Origin of the sequence: Rhizobium sp. X9, from assembly GCF_018873185.1 — a bacterium.
In the GTDB taxonomy this organism is placed as follows: domain Bacteria; phylum Pseudomonadota; class Alphaproteobacteria; order Rhizobiales; family Rhizobiaceae; genus Agrobacterium; species Agrobacterium oryzihabitans.
The window spans coordinates 612,186-632,882 of record NZ_CP071311.1 but is presented as its reverse complement, the minus strand read 5'-3'; the positions used below and the strand labels follow the sequence as shown (position 1 = coordinate 632,882).

Annotated in this window: 23 protein-coding genes, 1 pseudogene and 1 riboswitch; of the genes and pseudogenes, 10 read left to right on the top strand and 14 right to left on the bottom strand. The window is 61.5% G+C overall.

Annotated features, from left to right (window positions below):
* Positions 1-47 precede the first annotated feature (47 nt).
* From JZY08_RS03055 to JZY08_RS03035, 5 genes are all read left to right on the top strand, one after another.
* On the top strand, positions 48-398 hold the full coding sequence (locus JZY08_RS03055) for a hypothetical protein (RefSeq protein ID WP_003494394.1): 351 nt from the start codon (positions 48-50) through the stop codon (positions 396-398).
* 113 nt (positions 399-511) lie between these two features.
* On the top strand, positions 512-925 hold the full coding sequence (locus JZY08_RS03050) for a helix-turn-helix domain-containing protein (protein WP_082183927.1): 414 nt from the start codon (positions 512-514) through the stop codon (positions 923-925).
* Positions 926-1,008: 83 nt separating this feature from the next.
* Complete coding sequence (gene pip / locus JZY08_RS03045) at positions 1,009-1,956, top strand: prolyl aminopeptidase (protein WP_216330964.1); 948 nt, start codon at positions 1,009-1,011, stop codon at positions 1,954-1,956.
* A gap of 194 nt (positions 1,957-2,150) precedes the next feature.
* Complete coding sequence (locus JZY08_RS03040) at positions 2,151-2,639, top strand: GNAT family N-acetyltransferase (protein WP_003494390.1); 489 nt, start codon at positions 2,151-2,153, stop codon at positions 2,637-2,639.
* 21 nt (positions 2,640-2,660) lie between these two features.
* Complete coding sequence (locus tag JZY08_RS03035) at positions 2,661-3,227, top strand: type 1 glutamine amidotransferase family protein (RefSeq protein ID WP_216330963.1); 567 nt, start codon at positions 2,661-2,663, stop codon at positions 3,225-3,227.
* A gap of 193 nt (positions 3,228-3,420) precedes the next feature.
* Here JZY08_RS03035 and JZY08_RS03030 read toward each other — a convergent pair whose 3' ends face one another.
* From JZY08_RS03030 to JZY08_RS03005, 6 genes are all read right to left on the bottom strand, one after another.
* A complete protein-coding gene (locus JZY08_RS03030; RefSeq protein ID WP_216330962.1) occupies positions 3,421-3,735 on the bottom strand; it encodes a hypothetical protein in 315 nt (104 codons plus the stop codon).
* A 4-nt stretch (positions 3,736-3,739) separates the two neighbouring features.
* On the bottom strand, positions 3,740-4,459 hold the full coding sequence (locus JZY08_RS03025) for a CbtA family protein (RefSeq protein ID WP_003494387.1): 720 nt from the start codon (positions 4,457-4,459) through the stop codon (positions 3,740-3,742).
* A gap of 10 nt (positions 4,460-4,469) precedes the next feature.
* Positions 4,470-4,652: a CbtB domain-containing protein gene (locus tag JZY08_RS03020; protein WP_003494386.1), complete on the bottom strand. Its 183-nt coding sequence runs from the start codon at positions 4,650-4,652 to the stop codon at positions 4,470-4,472.
* A gap of 164 nt (positions 4,653-4,816) precedes the next feature.
* Positions 4,817-5,058: riboswitch (cobalamin riboswitch) on the bottom strand.
* A gap of 185 nt (positions 5,059-5,243) precedes the next feature.
* The gene (locus tag JZY08_RS03015) at positions 5,244-6,164 is read right to left on the bottom strand and encodes a cytochrome c (RefSeq protein WP_137037275.1); all 921 of its coding nucleotides are present in this window, start codon (positions 6,162-6,164) and stop codon (positions 5,244-5,246) included.
* A 223-nt stretch (positions 6,165-6,387) separates the two neighbouring features.
* Positions 6,388-6,822 carry a cytochrome c gene (locus tag JZY08_RS03010; protein ID WP_216330961.1) on the bottom strand — a complete coding sequence of 145 codons (435 nt, stop codon included), beginning with the start codon at positions 6,820-6,822 and terminating at the stop codon, positions 6,388-6,390.
* A gap of 117 nt (positions 6,823-6,939) precedes the next feature.
* Positions 6,940-7,569, bottom strand: coding sequence for a LysE family translocator (locus JZY08_RS03005; protein WP_216330960.1), 630 nt, complete (start codon positions 7,567-7,569; stop codon positions 6,940-6,942).
* A gap of 133 nt (positions 7,570-7,702) precedes the next feature.
* Here JZY08_RS03005 and JZY08_RS03000 point away from each other — a divergent pair, with 133 nt between their 5' ends.
* The gene (locus JZY08_RS03000; RefSeq protein ID WP_216330959.1) at positions 7,703-8,419 is read left to right on the top strand and encodes a YafY family protein; all 717 of its coding nucleotides are present in this window, start codon (positions 7,703-7,705) and stop codon (positions 8,417-8,419) included.
* 141 nt (positions 8,420-8,560) lie between these two features.
* On the opposite strand, the gene JZY08_RS02995 is transcribed toward JZY08_RS03000, so the two are convergent.
* Both JZY08_RS02995 and JZY08_RS02990 read right to left on the bottom strand, forming a co-directional pair.
* Entirely contained in the window at positions 8,561-9,466 is a 906-nt protein-coding gene (locus JZY08_RS02995) for a metallophosphoesterase (RefSeq protein ID WP_216330958.1), read from the bottom strand.
* 130 nt (positions 9,467-9,596) lie between these two features.
* Complete coding sequence (locus tag JZY08_RS02990) at positions 9,597-10,199, bottom strand: superoxide dismutase (protein ID WP_003494380.1); 603 nt, start codon at positions 10,197-10,199, stop codon at positions 9,597-9,599.
* Positions 10,200-10,419: 220 nt separating this feature from the next.
* Here JZY08_RS02990 and JZY08_RS02985 point away from each other — a divergent pair, with 220 nt between their 5' ends.
* Positions 10,420-10,764 carry a hypothetical protein gene (locus tag JZY08_RS02985; RefSeq protein WP_216330957.1) on the top strand — a complete coding sequence of 115 codons (345 nt, stop codon included), beginning with the start codon at positions 10,420-10,422 and terminating at the stop codon, positions 10,762-10,764.
* A 4-nt stretch (positions 10,765-10,768) separates the two neighbouring features.
* Here JZY08_RS02985 and JZY08_RS02980 read toward each other — a convergent pair whose 3' ends face one another.
* Positions 10,769-11,311, bottom strand: a complete 543-nt coding sequence (locus JZY08_RS02980; protein WP_253204043.1) for a GNAT family N-acetyltransferase — start codon at positions 11,309-11,311, stop codon at positions 10,769-10,771.
* Between the two features lie 96 nt (positions 11,312-11,407).
* On the opposite strand from JZY08_RS02980, the gene JZY08_RS02975 reads away from it, so the two are divergent.
* A complete protein-coding gene (locus tag JZY08_RS02975; RefSeq protein ID WP_216330955.1) occupies positions 11,408-12,295 on the top strand; it encodes a LysR family transcriptional regulator in 888 nt (295 codons plus the stop codon).
* A 213-nt stretch (positions 12,296-12,508) separates the two neighbouring features.
* Here JZY08_RS02975 and JZY08_RS02970 read toward each other — a convergent pair.
* Together JZY08_RS02970 and JZY08_RS02965 are read right to left on the bottom strand one after the other, a co-directional pair.
* A pseudogene (locus JZY08_RS02970) lies at positions 12,509-14,844 on the bottom strand (methyl-accepting chemotaxis protein).
* A 171-nt stretch (positions 14,845-15,015) separates the two neighbouring features.
* On the bottom strand, positions 15,016-15,897 hold the full coding sequence (locus JZY08_RS02965) for a branched-chain amino acid aminotransferase (RefSeq protein WP_137037267.1): 882 nt from the start codon (positions 15,895-15,897) through the stop codon (positions 15,016-15,018).
* Positions 15,898-16,279: 382 nt separating this feature from the next.
* Here JZY08_RS02965 and tam point away from each other — a divergent pair, with 382 nt between their 5' ends.
* Complete coding sequence (gene tam, locus JZY08_RS02960) at positions 16,280-17,050, top strand: trans-aconitate 2-methyltransferase (RefSeq protein WP_137037266.1); 771 nt, start codon at positions 16,280-16,282, stop codon at positions 17,048-17,050.
* 150 nt (positions 17,051-17,200) lie between these two features.
* Here tam and JZY08_RS02955 read toward each other — a convergent pair whose 3' ends face one another.
* The 3 genes from JZY08_RS02955 to JZY08_RS02945 form a co-directional block, all read right to left on the bottom strand.
* Positions 17,201-18,130, bottom strand: a complete 930-nt coding sequence (locus JZY08_RS02955) for an IS110 family transposase (RefSeq protein ID WP_216330675.1) — start codon at positions 18,128-18,130, stop codon at positions 17,201-17,203.
* Between the two features lie 244 nt (positions 18,131-18,374).
* Positions 18,375-18,746, bottom strand: a complete 372-nt coding sequence (locus JZY08_RS02950) for a VOC family protein (RefSeq protein ID WP_216330954.1) — start codon at positions 18,744-18,746, stop codon at positions 18,375-18,377.
* Between the two features lie 48 nt (positions 18,747-18,794).
* Complete coding sequence (locus JZY08_RS02945; RefSeq protein ID WP_216330953.1) at positions 18,795-19,505, bottom strand: YafY family protein; 711 nt, start codon at positions 19,503-19,505, stop codon at positions 18,795-18,797.
* A 183-nt stretch (positions 19,506-19,688) separates the two neighbouring features.
* Here JZY08_RS02945 and JZY08_RS02940 point away from each other — a divergent pair, with 183 nt between their 5' ends.
* Positions 19,689-20,615, top strand: a complete 927-nt coding sequence (locus tag JZY08_RS02940) for a bestrophin family protein (protein ID WP_216330952.1) — start codon at positions 19,689-19,691, stop codon at positions 20,613-20,615.
* Positions 20,616-20,697 lie beyond the last annotated feature (82 nt).

Below are 20,697 nucleotides of genomic sequence, written 5' to 3'. Positions count from 1 at the left end.
ATGTTTCGGCCCCTAAAAATGCTCCATCAGAACTTGGGGACTCAGTCATGACGACTATCGCAGCAACCACTAGCAGCTATTACGCAACGCCGGTCCGGACCCTTGAACCGGCAAAGAACAGGGAAGCCCACTCCACCACCGACGCTCTGCTGGAGCTGACCCGCGCAGCGCACCGCGCCATATCGAGCGCCGAAAGCGTCGCTGCGGCAGTCTCACCGGCCGCCAGCGCTTCCGCCAGCCTCGCCGCTGCATTGTGGAGCCTTGATAGCGGTGCTTCCGCTGCCACCACGCCCGCGCTTGAGATGACCTCCGCTGCGCAGCCTGAAGCAGCCGTAAGCCTCGAGACCGAAGTCTTGAAGGCGCTGGCTCAGGCGCTCGGCGTGGACGCGGCCGCCTGACACCCATTGAATGGCGGGCTGAAAAGCCATATCTCTAGAGACTAGAGCATCGGATCATGAGTGGCGAGGCCGCCTCGCCCTCTTACGGCCGTGTCAGGGATATGGAGAAAGCCATGCTGTCCATCGGTGAACTGTCGAAGCGTACCGGCGTTAAGGTGCCGACGATCCGCTATTATGAGCAGATGGGCCTCATCCGCGAGGCGGGACGCTCGGAGGGTAACCAGCGCCGTTACGAAAAAACCGATCTCGAAAGGCTGGCCTTCATCCGCCACGCCCGCGATATCGGGCTCAATATCGACGCCATTCGTGAGTTGATCGCGCTCAGCCAGCACCGGCAAATGCCTTGCGAGGGGGCGGACCGTATCGCTGCCGAACACCTTGCCCATGTGCGTGAAAAAATCGCCAGCCTGAAGAAGCTGGAGCATGAGCTGGAGCGCATCGTCTCGCATTGCCATGGCCATTCGATCGAGGATTGCTACGTTATCCGCGCGCTTTCCGACCACGGCATGTGCGAAGGCGAGCACTGAGACGCCGGCAAGACTGAGGCGATGACATTCAGCTGTCATCCCGGCGATATATGCGCCTGCCATCGCTTCAAAAGAGATGCCGGATGCCAGAAACCTTTCCCGAAATTGCCCCCTTCGATACTATTTTCATCGATGTTTCCGAAGGCCACAGGCTGCATGTGACGATTGCGGGCAATCCGGCCGGGCAGGCCGCCATCCTCCTTCACGGCGGCCCGGGCTCCGGACTATCGGCAACGGCGCGACGTTTTTTCGATCCCGAGCTATACCGCATCATCCAGTTCGACCAGCGTGGATGCGGGCAAAGCACGCCGAATGCCGCGGTCAGCCTCGAGCACAACACCACGCACCATCTGATCGGCGACATGGAGACCATTCGTACCGCGCTTGGTGTGGATGACTGGCTGGTTTTCGGCACATCTTGGGGTTCCACCCTTGGCCTGGCCTATGCCCAGCGCCATCCCCGCCACGTGCGCGCCATGGTGCTGGCGGGCGTCACGACGACGCGGCAGAAGGAAATCGACTGGCTGTATCAGGGACTGGGAATGTTTTTGCCCGGGCAATGGCAGCGTTTCATCGCAACGATCCCGGACCACATCTCGAAGTTCGACCCGGTTGCCGCCTATTACCAGCTCTTGAACGATGCCGACCCCGCCATCCGCGCAAGGGCAGCCTATGAATGGCATCTGTGGGAGGCTGGTTCGATTACCGCAGAGAGCACCTCGGCCTTTCCCGAAAAATGGCGGGATGAGTGCTACAGGCTCACACGGGCGCGTCTTTGCGCGCATTATTTCCACCATGCGGCCTGGCTGGACGACGGGGTGCTTCTTCGCAACGCCGGCAGGCTGGCGGGTATTCCCGGCCTGCTCATCCAGGGCATGCGCGATCTTCAGGGGCCGCCGGTCACCGCCTACGAGCTTGCCGCCGCATGGCCGGGAAGCGAGCTGATCATGGTCGACGGCGCCGGACACTCCACGGCAGACGCGGGGATGGAGGAAGCCATTGTTTCAGCAATCGCGCGATTTGCGAATTGACCCGCTTGACAGATTTTAGATTCGGGCGCATTTGATTGGCATGATCAACGAACGCGCACCCATCTCCTGCTCGTACTTTTGGGCCTACCTTTAAGGGCGGCTCGACAGATCATATTGTCAACAAGCCGCCGTCAGGCGGCTTTGTTGTTTTTCAAGCGTCCTGACGGCACCGATAAAACCGAAGGACCAGCGAAATGACCGAAGATAGCTCCCTTACACTGGAAAGACCGCCCGTCGTCATTATTCGTGGCGCGCGCAAGACGGATTTGCCCGAACTCAACGAGATGATCACCCTGCTTGCCGCCTACCATGGCGATGCGGCAGCGATCACGCCGGCGAAGCTGGAACGCGACCTGTTCGGCCCGCTTCCCTGGGTGCATGGGCTGGTGGCGGAAGCCGATGGTGAATTGATCGGCTACGCCCTGCTTCTGCCGCTCTACAGGGCGCAGGAAGGTCGGCGCGGGCTTGAGCTGCATCATCTCTACGTGCGTGACGGCCATCGTGGCCATGGCACCGGCCAGCACCTGGTTTCCCGCGCGCGCGACATCGCCAAGCGGCTCGGCTGCGACTATCTTTCCGTCAGCGCCACGACCGGCAATGTGGCGGCGCATCGTTTCTACGAAAACATGGATTTCGCGCCCCGGCCGGTCACCGGCATGCGCTACATGCAGTCGATTGCCTGATTGCACCGAACGGAGACGGCCATGACACGGATTGCGATTGCGCTCGCGCAGGATTTTGCGGACTGGGAACCGGCGCTGCTTGCTGCTGCGGCGCGCAGCTATCTCGGCGTCGAGATCGTTTACGCCACGCCGGATGGTGGGCCGGTGACGTCGATGGGTGGGCTGAAGGTTACGCCCGACACAACCTATGACGCGCTCGACCCTGACAATATCGATGCGCTCGTCATTCCCGGCGGTCTCAGCTGGGAAAAGGGAACGGCTGCCGATCTTGGCGGGTTGGTGCAGCGGTTTCGCAAGAAGGACCGGCTGGTTGCCGGCATCTGCGCGGCGGCAAGCGCGCTCGGCGGCACGGGCGTCCTTGATGACGTCGCCCATACCGGCAATTCGCTGACCTCACATAAGGCCTATCCGGCCTATCGCGGCGAGAGCCTTTATCGCGACCAGCCGAAAGCGGTCAGCGATGGCGGCATCATCACGGCAGCCGGCAGTGCGCCGGTGAGTTTCGCGGTGGAAATTCTGAAACACCTCGGCCTCTTTGGTCCGGAAGCCGAGGCGGAACTTGGAATTTTTGCGGCGGAGCACCGGTGAGGCGCATTCTGGTATCGACAGTTTTTGCGGGCCCTCCTAGCCTCATTACTGTGCTTGTCACGGGAATCCAGCCAGCCCAAGTCCTTGGGCTGAAAAGACTCATCCCGCTGCGCGAGAGCCGCATCGACTGGATTCCTGTGACAAGCACAGGAATGAGGGTGGTGGGGAGGTTAAGTCGTGAGACTATCGCGCATTACCCGCGATCAAGCACCCGGCAGACACGGGGCGCGACATCCCCGCCCTCGCCCGCAATAGCCCGGCGGATATCGCGACTGTTCAAATGCAGGCTACGACCGGCGGGCAAGGCCGAGCGTTTTATCTTGGCGAGTGCCGCAGCCGTAAAAGCAGCTTCGTGCTCGTGGAAGAAAGCGAGCGCCGCCCCCCTTTCGGGGCTGGCGCCAAGAACTGCCTTGAAGGCAAGGCGGTGCACGGCGCAGAAAGCGCCGTGACCGGGAACGGCAAAACGCAGCGCATCGAGTTCGTCACTCCATCCCGCTGCGTCCTGCATGGTCTCAAGCCGACTGGAAGCGCTTCAGGAAAAACGCGCTCAATGTTCCAAGCAGAGCCCAGAAAACAAAGCTGGTAATGGTCGCGGCAACAATGAACTGGCGCTCCAGCGGCAGCGGCGCCAGCGCATGTTCGCCTTCCGGCGGAAGCGGCGCGCCCACAACATGCGGGGCAACGATCAGCACCAGCGCCAGAACGATTGCCCAGGGTTCGCGCCGGAACGCGATCAGCGCGATGCCGCCCGCGGTTGCGGCAACGGTTGCGAGCCACCAGATCTGCCGCGCCTCAAGTGCTGCAGCCGGGCTTCCCGGCAGTTCCGGCGGCAGGCCGATCATCGGTGCGAGCATGACGGCGGCGAAACCGGCAACGCCCCACAGAAGACCTTCGCGCCAGCCGGCATTGGTGCCACGCAGAGAGATGAGGCCGGTCAGCACCAGTGCGTAACCGATGGCGGTCAGAACATTGGCGGCCACCGTATAGGCGGTGCGCTCGAAGCCATCGGCCGGAGCCCAGGCCTCCTCATCATGTTCATGGGCGGGAACGGCGGCCGCGGAACCGGCAGCGGGCGCATCATGGCTGTGGGCTGCTTCGCCACCGGCGCTTTCATAGGTTTCCGCCTGAAGGATCAGCGGCGTGGTGCCGACAGCCTGCATGGCCGAGACGGCGAAACCGCCGACGATGCCGACGAGAACTGCGGTAAAAACGATATTGCGAAAGAACGACATGCTTTACCCCTCAATGGCAGGGGAAAGCATTGGCATGACGTGTGTCATGCGCGGCATTGTGAACGGCTTCGACATGCGAAAAGCCGACAAAACCGACGACGAACAGGCCAAGCACGATCGCCGTCAGCGATTGCGCGAAGCTGCCCGTTTTTGCTGAAACGGCGGCATTTGCCGTATTCTGGTTGATGGACATGGTGACCCCTCTTACGGCGCGACCCCGCGCCTTTAGACGCGGCGGAACGGCAAGAAGCCGCGCAGCCGCATGCGATACACTTCACCACGGGGATAACGAGACTGACACAGGGAGCCACCTTGCCTGGCCGCCCTGAAATTCCGCTCTTCCGGACACCCCGCCGGCATGGACATTTCCGTAATGGCAGGTCTCCTGGCTTACGGGTCAAAACCTGAAACGCCTTCCCGACATCACCCTCGCCTTGATCGGGAACCTCGGTTCCCCGCGAGATGGCTTACCAGTGGCATTTCGTTTCAGGCTCTCCGCTCACAGTTGCGGGGGCAGCCACGAATGAGGATGTCTCCCTATCGTGTTCCCTTTTCACCTTCCGGAACGCCCGGAAGGAACCATCACAGGATTGTTATCCGACGGGTGGGTGCGGGAGTCAATGGCGGGCCTGCTTTCCAACCGCACGCCGTCGCCTCCACCTTCGTCACCCCGGACTAGATCCGGGGTCCAGCACGATCAAGTCCTTGATCGCAATAGATCCGTCTCACGGCGCAGACGCGCCGTGGCTGGATGCCGGATCAAGTCCGGCATGACGGCCGAGGGTTACCGCGACGGTATCGCCTTAAGATAGGCGGCAATCGCATCGCGATCATCGGCCGTCAGACGCGCCATGTTCTGCTGCACCTTGACCATGGAACCGCCGACGCTGTCGAATTCCGGGGTGAAGCCGGTTTCCAGATAGCTGGCAATATCGGCCGCCGCCCAGGCTCCCATGCTTTGCGAACCGGGGGTGATGTCGGGGATGCGGCCTTCGCCCTCCGGATTGGGACCGCCGGCCAGCCATTTATCCTTGAGGAACCCGCCAAGCGCGTTGCGCGGCGTATGGCATTCGCCGCAATGGCCGGGCCCTTCCACCAGATATTGGCCACGCAGCAATTCGGCGTTGGCATTGGCAAGCTCGACGCGGGGCCGCGTCGATGTGTCGAAATAGAGGAATTTCCAGCCGCCCAGCGCCATGCGCAGGTTGAAGGGGAAAGGCAGATCGTGATCCGGCGCGTCGTTCTGGCTGGCGGGCAGGACTTTCAGATAACCGTAGAGGTCGTTGATGTCCTTCTGCGTCATGCGTGCATAGGAGGCATAGGGGAAGGAGGGGTAAAGATGTTCGCCGTTCTTGCCGACGCCGCGCGTCATGGCATCGCCGAATTCCGCCAGCGTCCAGCTGCCGATGCCATGCTGCGGATCGGAGGAAATATTGGGCACATGGAAGGTGCCGAAGGGGCTTTTCAGCGCCTGCCCGCCCGAAAGCGTCAAAAGCGCATCACCCGTCGCATCGGGTGCCGCATGGCAGCTTGCGCAGCCGCCGGCCCAGAACAGCGTTTCGCCATTGGCCAGATCCGGCTCGCCGAGGCTCACCCAATGGCTGGGCGCCTGCCGCTGAGGCGCGGTGACCCAGGCGAAAATTCCGTAACCCGCAATGGCCGCAACCGCGATCCCGCCCGCAAGCTTCGTCCAAATGGAGGACATGACCCCTCTCCCCTTTTGCCCGACCGAGCATATTTGGCCGCCCGAAGGCGGTCGAGATTATCGATAGCCCTCCCGCTTGCTGGACGTCTTCCCCGGGCCTGAACCGAGGGTCCACAATTCGACGGCTTATGGATCCTCGCCTCAGGGGCGAGGATGACGCGGGAGCGGTTCACGGCTTAGCCGCGACCGGGAAAAGACCGCTCGAAAGCAGTCTTCCGACACATTATTTCTTCAGACGATAGGTCTGGTGGCAGGTGCCGCAGTCTGCACCGAGCGTCTTCATGGCGGTGGTGACGCCCGCTTCATCGGTGGGGAGATTGGCGAGAACCGTGTCCGCATCCGCACCGAGCTTCGCCGCCTTGGCCTTGAAGTCATCGAAATTTTCCCAGATGGCGGGGGCCGCAGCACTGCCGGTCTCGCTGCCGGGCGGGAACTGGTCGGGGAAAGCCTTGGCGTTGGCGCTGATGGCCGTGACGGCTGCCTTGACAACGTCGGCGTCGAAGGGCTTCTGGCCCTTGGAGATAGCGGCGAGCGCACCCATGGAGCCACCGATCTGCTTCATCATGCCTTCACGCTTTTCGACTTCGCCGGCAGCGTAGACCGCTCCGGCGCAAAGACAGCCGAAAAGCATGGCCGCCGCGATGGTTTTCAGTTTCATACACTCTCTCCTTGATTCCGGCGGACGCCGGACGCTAGATGGAACGGCGCGAGGATGCCCTTTCCGGATGGCGAAAAGAAGTCACATTGCGGTGAATTCCCTCGTGAAAACAGAAGTCTAGGACAAGGCCTCCCAAAGCGTCAGCAGGGCCGCGGCAATCAGCATGAAACCGGCGGCGCGGCCGATGAAGATCGTGGCGCCCGGCGAGGAAACGAGCCATGCCCGGCTTTTATCTGCCGTCAGCGCCAGAGCGCCATAGACCGTAAATTGCGTGACCGCCACCATTGCGCCCATCACCAGCCCCTGCATCCAGATCGGACCATAGACGGGTTTGAGAAATTGCGGGTAGATCGCCATCATGAACAGATAGGCTTTCGGATTGGAAAGGCATGTCAGCACCGCCCGCCAGAACGCCTTTCTGACCGAGGCGCTCGCCTGCGCCTCATCACCGTTCACGACGATCGCGCTGCGCATCAGGCCGATGCCGATCCAGATCATATAGGCCGCACCGAAGACCAGCAGCGGCAGGAAAAGCGACGGCATCCAGGCGGCAAGCATGCCGACGCCCAGGGCGCCGTAAAGCGAATGTACGATGCCGCCCGCGCTCATGCCGCTTGCGGCGGAAAGGCCGGTTCTCTTGCCGCCCGTCAGCGCGCTTGCCAGCACGAACAGCATGTCCATGCCCGGCAGGATGATGATGCCGAACAGGACCAGAAAGAAAAGCCAGAGATTTTCAGCATAACTCATGTCAGTATCTCCCAAGACAGTTTGCGACACATTCGGGAAAGCATATGTTTCTCAATGTGTTTTCCTGTTTATAGGAAAAGCCAACTGACAGCGTTGTGTCAGTTGCGTGGTGAAGCAACCGGGAAAAACGGCAATGCGCAAGGCGTCGAGACTGTTCGAGATCATCCAGATCCTGCGGGTGGCGCGCAGGCCGGTGACCGCGCAGACCATTGCCGAGACGCTGGAAGTGACGGCGCGCTCGGTCTATCGCGATATAGCCGCCCTTCAGACCATGCGTGTGCCGATCGAGGGGGAACGCGGTGTCGGTTACATCCTGCGTCCCGGCTTCAACCTGCCGCCGCTGATGTTTTCCATCGAGGAGACCGAGGCAATCGTGCTTGCGCTCGCCATGGTTGCCCGCACGGGGGATGCCGAATTGCGGCAGGCGGCAAAAAAGGTCAGCGACAAGATCGCCGCATCCCTGCCCGAACCGCTGTCGAAGACGCTCTCCGCCAATGCCCTGCATGCCTGGGGCAGCATCGCCCCCTCACCCGCCGGCATCGATCTCTCCATGGTCAGGCGGGCAGTACGCGACGAGGAGCGGCTAGACCTCACCTATCGCGATGAAACCGGCGCAGAGACCCGGCGGCAAATCCGGCCCATTGCCGTGATCTATTATTCGGAAACGGTGAATATCGTCGCCTGGTGCGAATTGCGCCAGGCGATCCGCAACTTCCGCTCGGACCGGGTGATGGCCTGCAAAACCACGGGCAGCTTTTTCAAGATGGAAGGCGAAAGGTTGCGGCAATTGTGGATGAGCGGCTGGCAGAGCAATCAGCTGGGCAGAGATATGGAACGTGCCGGTGACTAAGGCGAGCCCTCATTCCTGTGCTCGTCACAGGAATCCAGTCGACGCGCGTCTGCGCGGCGGGAGGAGTCCTTTCAGCCCAAAAACTTGGGCTGGCTGGATTCCTGTGACAAGCACAGGAATGAGGGCCGAGATTTGCCGATCTCAACCCGCCATTTCTTGACCATGACCGACATTGTTGAGCCGCTCTAAAGACTTCTGCCGCAGATGCTCCAGCACCCGATCCTCCTCGCGCCCGAAACCGCGAATGACGATCCGGTCGGTAAAAACATCGGCGATGGCGAAGGTGTTCTGGTCGGGTGTATCCACCATGCCCTTGAAGTTGACGAAGTGGGTGTTGCCCAGCACGCCGTAATTGCCATCGTGGTTATGGCCGCTGAACCATGCGGTGACCGAAGGGTGCGCGCCTAAAAGATCGAGGATGCGCGGCGCATCCCACATATTGTGGGCGTTTTCCGGATAGACCGGGTAGTGACAGAGAACGACCACTTTTTCGCCTGCCGCGTCCGCCTTCTGCAGAACGGTGCGCAGCCATTCGAACTGCTCGTCGCTGAGCGATGCGTTCCAGTCCTGCGCATTGATGGCTTCAGCATCTTGCAGGCGCTTCAGCCTGTTTTCAGCAAGCGCGCGGCGCGGATCACCGGGCGGCGGGGCAAAGAGGCTGACTTCGTTGCCGTCAAGCACGACGAAGCGTATCTCGCCGATGGCGAAATCATGCCAGGGAGCCTTCATGCCGAGGCGGGCATGGATGGCGGGCAGATGCTCGGGGGAAACGGAAAAATCGTGATTGCCCGGCAGCATGACCGAGGGATGGCGAAGGGTGTCATAAACGCCGAGGATCGCCTCGAAATTTTCAAAGCCGCGGTCGATGATGTCGCCAAGCGTCACCACGAAGGCCAGGTCCTCGCGGTTGAAGGCATCGATCGCCTGCGCCAGTTTTTTCGGGCTCTCTGCATAATACCGGCCCATTTCCGGGCGGGGATCAGCATCGGCATATTGGGGATCAGCAACGATGCCGAAGGAGAAGAGCGGTCTGGTTTTTTCAGTCATGATGCGCCGCGATAAACCCGGCTGATGACAGGCTTGTGACAAGCCGGGGCGACAGTTGGATTGTACGGCCTCAAAAGCAGAACACCCGGCCTGAGGGGCCGGGTGTTCGAAAAGTTCCAGTCAGCAAGCCTTACTTGGCAGCAGCCTCGTAACGCTCCAGGACGTAGTCCCAGTTGATGAGGTTGTCGACGAAGGCTTCGAGGTACTTCGGACGCAGGTTGCGGTAGTCGATGTAGTAGGAGTGTTCCCATACGTCGACGCCGAGGATCGGCTCTGCACCGTGAACCAGCGGGTTTTCGCCGTTCGGGGTCTTGGAGATTTCGAGCTTGCCGTTCTTGACGGAGAGCCACGCCCAGCCGGAGCCGAACTGCGTGGTGCCGGCGGCGATGAAATCAGCCTTGAACTTGTCATAACCGCCGAGATCGGAGGCGATTGCCTGTTCCAGCTTGCCCGGCAGCTTGTTTCCGCCGCCGTCCTTCTTCATCCACTTCCAGAAATGGACGTGGTTGTAGTGCTGGGCAGCGTTGTTGAAGAGACCGGCATTGGTGCCAAAGGACTTCTTCACGACTTCCTCAAGCGACAGGTCGGAAAGACCTGCTTCAGCAGCCAGCTTGTTGCCGTTGTCGACATATGCCTTGTGGTGCTTGTCGTGATGGAACTCGAGCGTCTCGCGCGACATGTAGGGTGCAAGCGCGTCGTAGTCGTAGGGGAGTTCGGGAAGTTCGAAGGCCATGGTTTTTACTCCTTTTTGCAGCGGGTTACCGCTCCTAGAAACCGTGTGAGCGGACCATAGGAGCGAACCTCTGTTTGGGCAACCTGCGAAATATCAAAATGTTCCGACAAAAGAGAAAATTCCTCTCCGTGAAGCCGCCACCACATTTGTTTCACAACCTTGGCGTACCGTTTTCCACCCTATCGGTTCGCTTTTGCCGAGATTGCAGGAAGGAAATTCCATGACGCGCTCCATCACCCGAAACATTCTCGCTGTCGCCGCCTTCTCGTCGCTGGCTCTGCCCGCCTCCGCCTCGTCGGACGATGCGTGGAAGGAATTCGTGGCGGATGTGCAGACGGCATGCCTTGCCGCAAGCGAAGACATGATCGAAGACGCCAAGGCCGTGGTCGATCCGGTCGGCAGCGAGAATTACGGCCTCGCCATCATCACCGGCAAGGCCAAGGGAGCAGACGCGACGATCAGCCATATCTGCGTCTATGACAAGAAGACCAAGGCCGTCGAACTCGGCAGCGAGCTTGCCGGCGATACGCTGAAGGTTGAAATTCCCGGCTCCACCAAGCCTTGATGCCTTAGAAACGGGGCGTGGTGTCGCCCACGCCCAGCGCGCGCTGCATCAGCACGGTGTCCAGCCATTGGCCGTGTTTCCAGCCGATAGACCTGAAGGTGCCGACGTGCTCGAAACCGGCGGCGCGGTGCACGCCGATAGAGGCGGCGTTTGCGCTATCGCCGATAACCGCAATCATCTGCCGGAAGCCGCGTGAGGTCGCCTCCTCAATCAGCGCGTCGAGCAGTTTCCGGCCAATTCCCATGCCCTTTGCGGCGGGATCGACATAGACGGAATCCTCTACCGCAGCGCCATAGGCCGGGCGCGCGCGGTAAGCCCCGGCATAGGCATATCCGGCCACTTTTCCATCCATTTCGGCCACCAGATAGGGGTAATTTCCCTCCACCAGCAGACGGCGGCGCTCGCGCATCGCGTCCATGCCCGGCGGATCGATCTCGAAGCTGGCGCGGCCGTGCAGCACGGCATCCCGGTAAATTTCGGTAATGGCTGAAATATCCGCCTCTTCACAAGGGCGGATCAAAAGGCTGGAAACGGTGGAAAGGGTCATTCTCTTGTCCTGCGGGTCATTCACGGCATCATTGTGCATTGCGATGCAATCAAAATAAAGATTATCTATCTTATACAAACGATAAGGTTTTCTTTGATGATGGACCTCGATCTGCGGCAGGTTCGCAGCTTCATGGATGTGGCCGATCTCGGCAGCTTTTCCGCCGCCGCCGACAAGGCGGGGCTGACGCAGCCGGCCATCAGCCTGCACATCCGGCTGCTCGAAAAGCAGCTGGGCGTGCGGCTGATCGAAAGGGTCGGCAGGCGCGCGCAGCCAACGGCGGCAGGTCGGGATTTCCTGATCCATGCAAGGCGGATCGCCGAGGAAGTGGCCCATGCCATTGACACCGTCGCACCGCATCGCAACGGGGTGACGGGACGCCTGCGCATTGGCACGGGGGCAACGGCCTGCATCTATCTGCTACCGCCGGTGCTGGGCAGGATCCGGCAGACGATGCCGGGTATCGACATCGTCGTGCAGACGGGAAATACCCACGATATCCTGAGGCTTCTGGAGGCCAATACCATCGACGCGGCGGTGGTGGCCCTGCCCGCGAGCGGCCGCAGCCTCGATATCAGCGATATCCATCTCGACGAACTGGTCGCCGTTTTCCCGCGCGGCTCCGTTCCCGCCGCAACGATCCTGAACGCGGAGACCCTTTCGACACAGCCGTTGCTGCTTTACGAGGGCGGCAATACACGCAAGCTCGTGGATCAATGGTTTTCGACTGGCGGTCGCACCGTGCAACCCGCCATGGAGCTAGGCAGCGTCGAGGCCATCAAGAAACTGGCGGGCGCGGGTCTCGGTCTTGCCATCGTGCCGCGCATGGCGATGGAGCACGAAGGCGCAGCGTCGGGGCTGGAGTGGCGCTCGCTCGAACCGCCGCTTGAGCGCAGGATCGCGCTGGCGTTGAGACGTGACAAACACATGACCGCGCCGCTCAGGGCACTTGCGGCTGCCTTGCCAGGCTTGCGGAAACGATGAGGCCCGCGCCGGGTGAGGGCGCGAGCCTCGGCCTGTTGATGGGACACTTCTCTTCCGTCATGCCGGACTAGATCCGGCATCCAGCCACGGCGCGTCTGCGCCGTGAGACGACTCTTTCGCGATCAAGGACTTGATCGCACTGGACCCCGGATCAAGTCCGGGGTGACGGAGTGCGGATACTAGTTCCTTGCCATATCCAACGCTGGATCGCCTTCAGAACTCTGTCCACTCATCGCCCTTCACGGCCAGCGCCGCATTGCCGCGCGAGACGGCAACCGGGCGGGCCCTTGGGGCCGGAGCGGCAGGGGCGCGGGCCGGGCTTGCGGCGCGCTGCATCTGCCTTGCCGTCTCATGCAGGGCGGAGGCTTGCTGGCCGAGCTGGAATTGCGCCAGCAGGGCATGGAGATTGGCGCATTCCTGCGCCAGCCCCGCGCCCGCCGCGTTCATTTCCTCGACCATCGCGGCGTTCTGCTGCGTGGCCTGGTCCATGTGGTTAACGGCGGTATTGACCTCGGCCAGACCGGCGGACTGTTCCTGCGCCGCGGTCGCGATGGCGTCCATATGGGCGTTGACGGAGAGCACCAGCTGCTCGATCTCGGAGAGGCCGACGCCGGTATCGGCAACCAGCTTCACGCCTTCGCTGACGGCAATGGCGGAGGTGTTGATGAGCTGCTTGATCTCCTTTGCCGCATTGGCCGAGCGCTGCGCCAGTTCACGCACTTCCTGCGCCACGACCGCGAAGCCCTTGCCGGCATCGCCTGCCCGCGCCGCCTCGACGCCGGCATTCAGCGCCAGAAGGTTGGTCTGGAAGGCGATTTCATCGATGACGCCGATGATCTGGCCGATCTGGCGCGAGGAATGCTCGATGCGCTCCATGGCGGAGACGGCATCACGCACCACCTTGCCGGAATGATCCGCCTTGGTGCGCGCCTCGCGTACCGTGTCGCGCGCGTCACCCGTCCGCTTCGAGGTGGCCGAGACGTTGGCAGTAATCTGTTCCAGCGCGGCGGCCGTTTCTTCAAGAGAGGCTGCCTGCTGCTCCGTGCGGCGGGAAAGATCGTCGGAAGCGGAGGATACTTCATGCGCGCCGCCATTCACGGTCTGCACGGAGTTGCCCACACTTGCCAGCGCCTCGCGCAGCTGAACGACGGAGCTGTTGAAATCATGCCGCAATGCTTCGAATTGCGGCGCGAAGGGCGTGGCGATCTCGCAGACCATGTCGCCGGAGGCAAGCCGGCGCAGGCCGCCCGCCAGCGAGCCCGTTGCCTGATTGAGACGTTCCTCGGCCTCGGCCTCGGCGCGTTGCTGCAGTTCGAAACGGTCACGCTCGGCCTTTTCGCGATTGGCGTCAGCCTGCATCTCCAGCTCACGGTTGCGAATGGCGGCCTCGCGGAAAATCTCCACCGCACGGGCCATTTCGCCGATTTCGTCGCTGCGTCCGGCGCCGGGCACGTCGATGGAGAGGTTGCCGTTGGCGAGTTCCATCATCGCGTTGGTCAGGCGGCTGATCGGCCGGGTGACGCGGCCAACGATGACGCCGAGGCAGAGAATGCAGACGCCCAGCGTGAAGATGAAGGCCGCAAGATAGACCATGGAGCCGATGAAGGCGTCCTGTTTGGCTTTTTCAGCGTTGGCGTTCAGAATATTCATCGCTTCGGAGGCGATCTTCGCGACGGTATCGAGGTTCGCCATGTGTCGATGGTGAAAGCCGGGGTACGGACGTTGTTCAGATCATCGACAAGTTTGGCGCGCTGGGTGATGAAATCGCCCTTGAAATAGGTCCGGTCGGCAACCGCATAGATATCCTTCAGCGATTGCGGCGTCGATTCATGCGCGACGAGTTCGCCGGTGGCTTTCCAGGCAAAGGCGGCACCGGCGTCGAAATTGTTGAGCTGCTGGGCTTCCTGCGCCGTCAGCGGGCGCTGCTGGGCCACGACCGCATTAATAACCACAGTGGCGCTGCCGCCGAGCGCACGCGCCGACCAGCCATAGGACCTGAGCTGTATGAGACCGGTCAGGCTCTGGTCCAGCGAGCGGACCTCGCCCTCCACCGCGATCGAGCCCGTTTCAAGCGCGGCCAGCAGGTCGGCGCCGAGCGCGAGCACGGTCTTGTCCAGCCCGCTTTCGCGGCGGTCGAGCGGCAGGGTGACGTTAGCATCGACCTTTTTGCGCAGTTCGAGGAACTGCGCGTAGATATCCTTCACGCGTTTAAGCGGCGCTTGAAGCCCGGCCTGATCGAGCACTGCGGACTGCTCGAGAAACGCGCCCATGGCCGCATCCACCTTCTGGCGCGAGGCCTGAACGCTGGCGATGGTGCTCGCTGTCTTTGCCGGATCGACGGTCAGCGCCGAGGCGCTGTTGCCGCGTTCGCTGCGGAAATTCAGCAATGCATTGAAAAGAAGCTTGTCGATCGAGACGAGCTGCGCCACCTCGGAAAACGTGCGGGCGCGATTGACGGACTGCCACATGCCGTTGCCCACGAAACCCGCGAGTGCGATGCCGACAAGCAGGAAAAAGCCCACAAGTATATTACGAATGCTGAAAGACATTGGTGGCCCCCATAGCCCAAATCGATAATGCCGCAAGTTACAGGGTGCTTTTCTAAAATTAGATTAAATTTACCCCTTAATTTTCAAGGGATAGATATCGACAGCTCAAAATAAAAGCCGTAGCGGGTACAAACCTGCCACGGCGTTTGAAATCGACGTTATTAACGGGTCTCAGACGTCGGCGCCGAGACGTGCCCAGTCCATGTAAAGATCGAGCGCCTTGCGCGCGACGGGGCCCGCCTGCAACTCGCGATCATCAAGCTTCACCACCGGCGAAACCTTGGAATAATTGCCCGAGCAGAAGATTTCATCCGCCTCGCGGAAATCCTCGACCGACAGCGTTGCCTCACGCACCTCGAAACCGGCCTGACGCAGGAGGCCGATGACCCGCGAGCGGGTGATGCCGGCAAGGAAGGTGCGGTTCGGAACGGGGGTGAGGACGACGCCGTCCTTGACCATGAAGATGTTGGAAGAGGCCGATTCGGCGACATTGCCGTTCATGTCGCGCATGAGTGCATTGTCGAAACCCCGGGCGCGGGCTTCCAGAATGGCGCGGCCGCTATTGGGATAGAGGCTGCCAGCCTTGGCATCCGTCATCGCAGTTTCGGGCGAAGGACGGCGCAGCGGCGAAACGGTGAGCGTCAAGGGCTTGCCGGCATCCATCGGCGCTTCGAAAAGGCAGAGCGCAAAACGGGTGGAATTGGCGTCCGGAGCAACAACGCTGCCAACCGAACCATGTTCGGCCCAATACATCGGCTTGATGTAGATCGCGATCTTGCCATCGAATTTCTTGACGCCTTCCAGCGCGAGAGCCTCGATCTCCTCCGCCGTCATCGTCGGCTTCATGCCCATATTGGTGGCCGAGCGGTTGACGCGCTGGCAGTGCAGATCGAGATCGGGAGCGACGCCTTCAAACCAGCGTGCGCCGTCGAACACCGTGGAGGCCAGCCACATGGCATGCGAGGTCGGGCCGATAAGCGGCGGATTGCCGGGCAGCCATTGACCGTCAACATAGGTCCAGGTGGTTGATCGGGGTGCGGTATCGACGCTCATGATGGTCTCCTGTCCTAAGCATTTCCGCCTGGCGAAAACGCTCCGTCTTCTTGTTCTGGTGCATTTCCGGATGCAGAGCGCTTCGCGCTTTTGCCCATTGGGGTCTGGAAATCGGCGGGAGTGAATGCTTCTGACCGGGCGAGGTCAAGTTTTAATTGCCGCGACCTTCGATTTTGATGGAAAATAACAACGAGACGCCGTGACAAAGATGTTTTATGAGGCGAAACAAAAGGTTGATGAATAGGTTCATCACAATAATTCATGTGTCGGATGATGGCGGGGCAATTTCGCCCATGCGATGCTGGTGGTCTCACGGCGCCTGCGGCGTCCTTTACGCATCCTCGCTCGCCCGTCCGGATGCGGCATTCAGCAGGAGGAAATCATGGCATGGTCCGCCCAGCAATATCTGAAATTCGAAGACGAGCGGACACGTCCCGCAAGGGATCTGCTGGCGCAGGTGCCGCTGGAGCGGGTGCTGAACGGCTTTGATCTGGGCTGCGGCCCCGGCAATTCCACCGAGCTTCTGACCGATCGTTACGGTGTCAACGTCATTACCGGCATCGACAGCGATGACGACATGCTGGAAAAGGCGGCTGATCGGCTGCCCAACACGCGTTTCGGCAAGGCCGATCTCGGCCAGTGGAAGCCGGCGCAGAAGGCGGACCTGCTTTATGCCAATGCGGTGTTCCAATGGGTGCCGGACCATCTCGCCGTTCTTTCGCAGCTGATGGACCAGCTGGAAAGCGGCGGGGTTCTCGCCGTGCAGATGCCGGACAATCTGCAGGAGCCGACGCATCGCGCCATGGAGGAAACGGGCGCGAGCGGCCCCTGGAAGGACACGTTCACGGACGGCAAGCTGCGCCGTAAACCCCTGCCCGCACCGGCCGCCTATTTCGATGCGCTGGCGCCGAAATCCGCGCGGGTGGATGTGTGGCACACCATCTACAACCACCCGATGAAGGATGCGGAAAGCATCGTGGAATGGGTGAAAGGCACGGGCCTGCGCCCCTATCTTGCCGCCGCCGGCGAGGAAAACCGCGAGGCTTTCCTCGCCGACTATACAAGCCGCATCGCAGCTGCCTATCCACCGATGGCGGATGGCCGGCTGCTTCTACGCTTTCCCCGGCTTTTCGTCGTGGCGGTGAAGAAGTAGCGCGCGGTACGGGATGCGGCGTTTTTCGCATGCCGACGCACCCCTCCACCCTCATTCCTGTGCCTGTCACAGGAATCCAGCCAGCCCAAGCCCTTGGGCTGAAAGGCCCCCTCTCGCCGCGCAGACGCGCGGCGGCTGGCAACTGTATTGTCAGGTTTTAGCAAAGACGGTTTTATCCCTGAGGATTGCGTTTGCGGCGACGAGGATTTTGCGGGCGATGGCAATGATCATGACCTTGAACGGTTTGCCCTTGGTCTGCATGGTTTGCGCCGTGCGGGCGAAGGCGGTCTTCAGCCTGTAAGCCACCAACGCCGCCATGTAGAGGGCATCGCGCACGCGCTTTCGTCCGCCGCGAATATGGCGCTGGCCGCGTTTGATGCCGCTGTCGGCATTGAAGGGAGCAAGTCCCGCCAATGCGGCCATGGCTTTGGAAGAGCTGCCGCCCAGTTCGGGCATATGCGCCATCAGCGTGAATGCGGTGACTGGCCCGACGCCCGGAATGGAACGGAGCCTGGTGCTTTGTTCGTTCAGTTCCGCGTTTTCCCGGACATGGGCGTGACAGGCTTTTTCGATCGCCTCGATCTCGCCGTCCAGCCAGATGAGATGGCGCTCCAGACTATCGTGCTCCATGGGCTCTGCGCTGGAAAGGCGAAGCCGCTCCTGCTGGCGCATGGCAACGAGCTGATCGCGCCTTGTATGGAAGCTGGCAAGCGCCTGCCGGGCCGGATCGGGTGGTGTGCTGGTTGCGGGGCCAAGCGTTTCGCCCATGTGTGCCAGCAGGCGGGCATCGATGGCGTCGGTCTTGGCCAGGCGGCCGGTGGCTCTTGCGAAGTCGCGCGCCCGGGCGGGGTTGACCCGGCAATACGGACGCTGTTGCCGATCGAGAGCCGCGCACAGCTGCCTGTCATAACGCCCGGTCGCCTCCAGAATGACCGTCGCCTCCTGCCCCTCCAGGCCTTGCAGCCATGCATGAATGGCGGCAGCGGTGTTGTCGATGCGGATATGCCGGGATGTCCGGCCGTCGAAAAGATCAAGATGCGCCTTGGCGACGTCGCATCCAATGAAAACAGGGTGTATCATGGCAAGCCTCATCCTGTGCTTCGAGGTCCGCGCTCACGGCCTCAATCAACTGTTCAGGTTGGGATATCAAAGGCGGACGGAGGACCAGAGCCAGCAAGCGGTCTCAAACGACCAGGATCCCGACGGCCTTCCGTCCGCTACCATTCTAGCACAGACGCAATACACAGGATCCCTGTGACAAGCACAGGGATGAGGAGAGAGCAGAGGCCAACTTAGATTTGGCCAAGACCTCAACGCCTCATCTCTAACCCGCGAAAGCATAGACCCTCAGACGATGACCGTCGGGGTCGGCGGCGGTGAATGTGTGGCCAAACTCCATCGTGCCGGGCGGCTGGAGAATGGCGATGCCCTTCGCTTTCCAACTGGCGAAGGTTTCGTCCACCTGCGCATCGGTTTCAACGCGGAAGGCAAGCTCGCCGCCGCCGCCCGTGACGGATGCCTTCGGCTCCACCGTGTGCCGCGACCAGAGGCCAAGCTTCATACCGTTCTGGAGGACGAACAGAGAAAATGTCGGAGACGCTTCGACCGGCTCGGCACCCAGCAGGTCCTTGTAAAACTCCGTGCTGGCCGGCGGGTTGTCGACGTAGAGAATGGTGAAATCAGGGTGGGTCGTCATGGCTGTTCTCCTTGGTTGCGGATGAACAGGTTCTAGACCCGCCTGCTGTCAGTTCCTGTCAGCATGGTATTGCCGACGCCGTTGTTTTTCCCGCTCGCGCCATTCCTTCAGCAGGGTCTGGCGGCGGCGTGGGTAACGCTTGTCCGTCACGTGGAAACTCTCGATGCGGTCCGCCCGGAAACTGCGGAAATCCTGCCGCGTCTCGCACCATGCCAGCACCACCCGCACAAGATCGAAAAAAGCAAGCGCGAAGGGCCAGACCACCCGTTCCGTCGCCTCTCCCTTTTCATCGCGATAGGTCAGTACGACCTTCATTTCCTTGCGGATCGTATCGCGAATGCCGGCGAGATCGACGCGGATGGCGGCCAGGGCCTGTCCGGGGCCGACGAGCAGCGTGGAATTGTCGAGTTCCTCGCGCAGGGTGTCGGGCAAGACGGCACCGATCTTCACGAGCGCATCACGGGCGGCCTGCGCCAACCCCGCATCGGCGCGGCCCGCCACCCAGCGCGACCCGAGCACCAGCGCCTCGATCTCCTGCTGCGAGAACATCAGCGGCGGCAACAGGAAACCGGGGCGCAGCACGTAACCCACGCCCGCCTCGCCCTCGATGTCCGCACCCTGCGCCTGAAGCGTTGCTATATCACGGTAAAGTGTGCGCAGGCTGACGCCGGTCTGCGCGGCCAGCGCCGTGCCGCTGACCGGCATGCGGTGGGAGCGCAGGATCTGCAACAGATCAAGAAGCCGTTGTGAGCGCGACACGCGACCTTCCTCCACATTCCAATCTGCCGTTGGCGATCTTTCGTGCCCGACAGGTAGCGCCGCCTGCCGCCGGGCGCAATCGCGTAAAAAAGGGTGGACAATAGAGGCATGCCATTATGTAGATATGCCCCGGGTTTTTGCTCCCATCGCCACCCAGCTCACAGGCATTTTCGAGTCTCCGCCATGATCGTTCGTCCAAAACCGAACCTGCTGCAACTTTTCATCATCGTGCGCGGCTCCATCATCGTCCGCATCTTTCCGCAGGTGCTTGCCGTTTTCCTGTTGTCGACGCTGGTCGTCTGGGCACACAAGGACCGGCCCGATCTGGTGCAGGCGCTGAACGGCGCGCCGTTTTCGCTGCTGGGTATCGCGCTTTCGGTCTTCCTCGGCTTTCGCGCCAATGCCTGTTACGACCGCTGGTGGGAAGCCCGCAAGCAATGGGGCATGCTGATGACCGTGGCGCGCACGCTGGCGCGGCAGAGCGCCATGCTGGAAAGCCGGCAGGATGTGGCCGATCCCGTCTCGCGCCGCCGGATCATCGATCTCGCCATCGTCTTCTGCCACGAGCTGGTTTCGCATCTGCGCCCGGGCGGGGAGAAATCCAATATTGCCGGTCTCATTCCGGATGATCTGACGGAGCACTATGCCCGCAGCCGAAACAGGCCGGAAATGCTCCTGCGCGGAATTTCCAGCGATCTCGTTGCCGCAAACGCAAAAGGGCAGATCAGCGATATCCAGTTGCAGATGCTGGATGCCACCGTGCAGCAGATGGGAGCGGCACTTGCCTCCTGCGAGCGCATCCGCCACACGCCGGTTCCCTTCGGTTATTCGCTGCTGCTGCACCGCACCGCGCATTTGTTCTGTCTTCTGCTGCCGTTCGGCTTCACCGATCTGCTCGGCTGGGCCACGCCGTTTACCAGCACGCTGATCGCCTATACATTTTTCGGCCTCGATGCCCTGTCCGACGAACTGGAGGAACCCTTCGGCACCGGCTTCAACGCCGTGCCGATCAATTCGCTCGCCACCACCATCGAGATCAATCTGCGCGAGGCGATGGGCGAGACGGACCTTCCGGCCGATCCGCGCCCGGTGGATTACGTATTGATGTGATATCGCCCACCCGGTTGAAACCGATGGCGCGGACACCAGTTAATAAAAGACCGCTTCCCCGTCCGGCAGTCCTTGCCGGTCA

What these genes read in the sequence shown, in the direction of transcription:
- JZY08_RS03055 (WP_003494394.1), top strand. Translation starts at nt 48, where the DNA reads ATGACGACTATCGCAGCAACCACTAGCAGCTATTACGCAACGCCGGTC.
- JZY08_RS03050 (WP_082183927.1), top strand. Translation starts at nt 512, where the DNA reads ATGCTGTCCATCGGTGAACTGTCGAAGCGTACCGGCGTTAAGGTGCCG.
- pip (WP_216330964.1), top strand. Translation starts at nt 1,009, where the DNA reads ATGCCAGAAACCTTTCCCGAAATTGCCCCCTTCGATACTATTTTCATC.
- JZY08_RS03040 (WP_003494390.1), top strand. Translation starts at nt 2,151, where the DNA reads ATGACCGAAGATAGCTCCCTTACACTGGAAAGACCGCCCGTCGTCATT.
- JZY08_RS03035 (WP_216330963.1), top strand. Translation starts at nt 2,661, where the DNA reads ATGACACGGATTGCGATTGCGCTCGCGCAGGATTTTGCGGACTGGGAA.
- JZY08_RS03030 (WP_216330962.1), bottom strand. Translation starts at nt 3,735, where the DNA reads ATGCAGGACGCAGCGGGATGGAGTGACGAACTCGATGCGCTGCGTTTT.
- JZY08_RS03025 (WP_003494387.1), bottom strand. Translation starts at nt 4,459, where the DNA reads ATGTCGTTCTTTCGCAATATCGTTTTTACCGCAGTTCTCGTCGGCATC.
- JZY08_RS03020 (WP_003494386.1), bottom strand. Translation starts at nt 4,652, where the DNA reads ATGTCCATCAACCAGAATACGGCAAATGCCGCCGTTTCAGCAAAAACG.
- JZY08_RS03015 (WP_137037275.1), bottom strand. Translation starts at nt 6,164, where the DNA reads ATGTCCTCCATTTGGACGAAGCTTGCGGGCGGGATCGCGGTTGCGGCC.
- JZY08_RS03010 (WP_216330961.1), bottom strand. Translation starts at nt 6,822, where the DNA reads ATGAAACTGAAAACCATCGCGGCGGCCATGCTTTTCGGCTGTCTTTGC.
- JZY08_RS03005 (WP_216330960.1), bottom strand. Translation starts at nt 7,569, where the DNA reads ATGAGTTATGCTGAAAATCTCTGGCTTTTCTTTCTGGTCCTGTTCGGC.
- JZY08_RS03000 (WP_216330959.1), top strand. Translation starts at nt 7,703, where the DNA reads ATGCGCAAGGCGTCGAGACTGTTCGAGATCATCCAGATCCTGCGGGTG.
- JZY08_RS02995 (WP_216330958.1), bottom strand. Translation starts at nt 9,466, where the DNA reads ATGACTGAAAAAACCAGACCGCTCTTCTCCTTCGGCATCGTTGCTGAT.
- JZY08_RS02990 (WP_003494380.1), bottom strand. Translation starts at nt 10,199, where the DNA reads ATGGCCTTCGAACTTCCCGAACTCCCCTACGACTACGACGCGCTTGCA.
- JZY08_RS02985 (WP_216330957.1), top strand. Translation starts at nt 10,420, where the DNA reads ATGACGCGCTCCATCACCCGAAACATTCTCGCTGTCGCCGCCTTCTCG.
- JZY08_RS02980 (WP_253204043.1), bottom strand. Translation starts at nt 11,311, where the DNA reads ATGACCCTTTCCACCGTTTCCAGCCTTTTGATCCGCCCTTGTGAAGAG.
- JZY08_RS02975 (WP_216330955.1), top strand. Translation starts at nt 11,408, where the DNA reads ATGATGGACCTCGATCTGCGGCAGGTTCGCAGCTTCATGGATGTGGCC.
- JZY08_RS02965 (WP_137037267.1), bottom strand. Translation starts at nt 15,897, where the DNA reads ATGAGCGTCGATACCGCACCCCGATCAACCACCTGGACCTATGTTGAC.
- tam (WP_137037266.1), top strand. Translation starts at nt 16,280, where the DNA reads ATGGCATGGTCCGCCCAGCAATATCTGAAATTCGAAGACGAGCGGACA.
- JZY08_RS02955 (WP_216330675.1), bottom strand. Translation starts at nt 18,130, where the DNA reads ATGATACACCCTGTTTTCATTGGATGCGACGTCGCCAAGGCGCATCTT.
- JZY08_RS02950 (WP_216330954.1), bottom strand. Translation starts at nt 18,746, where the DNA reads ATGACGACCCACCCTGATTTCACCATTCTCTACGTCGACAACCCGCCG.
- JZY08_RS02940 (WP_216330952.1), top strand. Translation starts at nt 19,689, where the DNA reads ATGATCGTTCGTCCAAAACCGAACCTGCTGCAACTTTTCATCATCGTG.